This window comes from Alistipes sp. ZOR0009 (assembly GCF_000798815.1).
Taxonomy (GTDB): domain Bacteria; phylum Bacteroidota; class Bacteroidia; order Bacteroidales; family ZOR0009; genus Acetobacteroides.
Window position 1 is genome coordinate 7,212 of the sequence record NZ_JTLD01000111.1, and the last position, 261, is coordinate 7,472.

Sequence of the window (261 nt, forward strand, 5' to 3'; positions counted from 1 at the left end):
CTTAGCACGCGCGCTGTAGGGCTCTGCATTGCTCCATGTTGTGGTTGCTCCGCCCGCTTCAAACAGAACCCTCGACGGGGATGGTGTGGCTAGCGCCACTTTTACTACGGATGGAGGATTTTTTCTTTTAATTGCATTAGCTGCCGAAGTAGAAATTCCGCAATACAAATGCTGGATATAAAACTTTAAAGCAACCATCAGCAAAAAAGTCGCATATCTCACTACTCATATCGCAAATCCCATATCCCCTACAATTATTCC

1 protein-coding gene is annotated in these 261 nt (G+C 45.6%); it reads right to left on the minus strand.

The features are described 5' to 3' along the window. Window positions 1-198: hypothetical protein (locus tag L990_RS20475; protein WP_231562302.1), on the minus strand; the 198-nt coding region annotated here is incomplete at its 3' end. Window positions 199-261: the final 63 nt, after the last annotated feature.